Origin of the sequence: Cellulomonas septica, from assembly GCF_012396155.1 — a bacterium.
GTDB classification, from domain to species: Bacteria; Actinomycetota; Actinomycetes; order Actinomycetales; family Cellulomonadaceae; genus Cellulomonas; species Cellulomonas septica.
Genome location: NZ_JAAXOY010000652.1, coordinates 1 through 1,996, shown reverse-complemented (window position 1 = coordinate 1,996; position 1,996 = coordinate 1). Strand labels below are relative to the sequence as shown.

Genomic DNA, 1,996 nt, shown 5'->3' with positions numbered 1-1,996 from the left:
GACCGGCGGGCGCCGGAGCGCCGTCGGCGAGCGCCGTCGCGGGCGCGTCGGGCAGGGCGGGGATCCCGGGTGCGCGGGTCAGTCCGCGAGCGTGCGTCGCCATGCGAGCGCCCTCCTCTGCACGAGGCGGACGAGCGCGTCGGAGCCGAAGCCGAGGACGCCGTACAGGACGAGGCCGACGACGATGATCTCGGTCTGCCCGTAGGTGCGCGCGAGCTCCATCATGTAGCCGATCCCCGCGGTGCCGTTGATCTGCTCGACGACGACGAGGGAGAGCCACGCACCGGTCACGGCGAACCGCAGGCCGAGCAGGAACCCGGGCAGCGCGCCCGGCAGGACGACGCGGCGCACGAACTGCCAGCGCGACAGCCCGACGGTCTCGGCGAGCTCGACGTACCGCGCGTCGATCGTCCGCAGGCCGTTGTGCGTGTGGATGTACACGGGCACGAAGACGCCGAGCAGGATCGTGACGACCTTCATCGTCTCGCCGATGCCGAGCCACAGGATGAGCAGCGGCAGCAGCGCGAGGCTCGGGATGGCCCGCTTGACCTGCACGGGCCCGTCGATGAGCGCCTCCCCGATGCGGGTGAGGCCGGACACGAGCGCGAGGAGGGTCCCGAGGACGATGCCGAGCAGGAGGCCGAGCAGCGCGCGCTGCGCGGACACCGCGAGGTTCTCCTGCAGGCGGCCGGACTCGATGAGCTCGCCCGCGGTGGTGACGACCGTCCAGGGTGCGGAGAGCGTGCGCTGGTCGATGAACCCCGTCGCGCTGCCGAGGGCCCAGAACGCGACGAGCGCGAGCAGCCCGAGCGCTGCGCCGCCGGGGATGCTGCGGCCGGGTCCGAGGCGGCGGGTGGCGCGGCGACGGGTCGTCGCCGGGCGGCTGAGCGCGCGCGGTGACGCGAGCGCCCGGGGTGCGGTGAGCGTCGTCATCGGCTGCTCGCCCCCGCCCGGTACTCCTCGACGGCCTCCGCGATGACGGGCGCGAACCGCTGGTCCCACAGGTCGGGGGCGTCGAGCGGGTCGTTCCCGGTGGCCTCGGCGAGCAGGTCGATCGTCTCCTGGTGGCGCTCGATCGCCTCGGTCCAGTCGGCGGGGATGTCAGGCGTGCCGGCGTGCTCGACGAGGTAGCGGCCGTCCTCCTCGGACAGCCCCTGGTCCTCGACGTAGTAGCCCTGCACCCACTCGTCGGGGTGGTCCTCGACCCACAGCTTCGCCTGCGCCCACAGCCGGACGTACGCGCGCAGCGCCGCGGCCTTGGCGGGGTCGTCGAGCGTCGACGTCGGGACGTAGAGCACGCCCGGGTCGTCGCGCAGGCCGTGCGTGACGGTGTGCGCGCCGTCCTGGCCGTACTGGTCGACGTACCGCGCGATCTGCACGCCGCCGATGGGCGCGATGTCGACCTCGCCCGCGGCGAGCGCCGTCGGGTAGACGTCGCCCGTGCTGGGCAGCTCGACGAGCTCGACGTCGTCGAGGTCCAGCCCGGCCTCCTGGAGCGCGCGCAGCACGATGACGCCCTGCGCCTGACCGGGGCTGTACGCGATGCGGTGGCCCGCGAAGTCCTCGAGCGAGTCGACGCCCTCGACGCCCGGCGCGACGCCGAACTCGTAGATCGGGAAGTCCTCCCAGTCCTCGCGGTACGACGCCGCGATGATCCGCACGTCGAGCCCGGTCCACGTCGCGTGGATCGGCGGGATGTCGGCGACGGACCCGATGTCGAGCGACCCGGCGCGGAACGCCTCGGTCGTCGCGGGGCCGCCGGACACGTTGGCCCACTCGATGTCGAAGCCGAGGTCGGCGTCGAGGTCGCCGCCGGCGATCTCGACCGCCTTCTGCGTGACGGGGTCGCCGATGACGAGCGACGTGCCCGCCGGGATCTCGGTGGGCAGGTCGTCGGTCGCGGCGGTGGGGTCGCCGGTGGTCTGCGCGCTGGCCCCCGAGCACGCGGCGAGCGCGCCGGCCAGCGCGGTGGCGAGGACCGCGGCGGCGAGCCGGG

2 protein-coding genes are annotated in these 1,996 nt (G+C 74.2%); both read right to left on the bottom strand.

The features are described 5' to 3' along the window. Positions 1-78 precede the first annotated feature (78 nt). Positions 79-933, bottom strand: coding sequence for an ABC transporter permease (locus tag HGA02_RS17735; protein ID WP_168680560.1), 855 nt, complete (start codon positions 931-933; stop codon positions 79-81). Then, positions 930-1,996: ABC transporter substrate-binding protein (locus tag HGA02_RS17730; RefSeq protein ID WP_168680558.1), on the bottom strand; the 1,067-nt coding region annotated here is incomplete at its 5' end. The genes HGA02_RS17730 and HGA02_RS17735, both read right to left, overlap by 4 nt.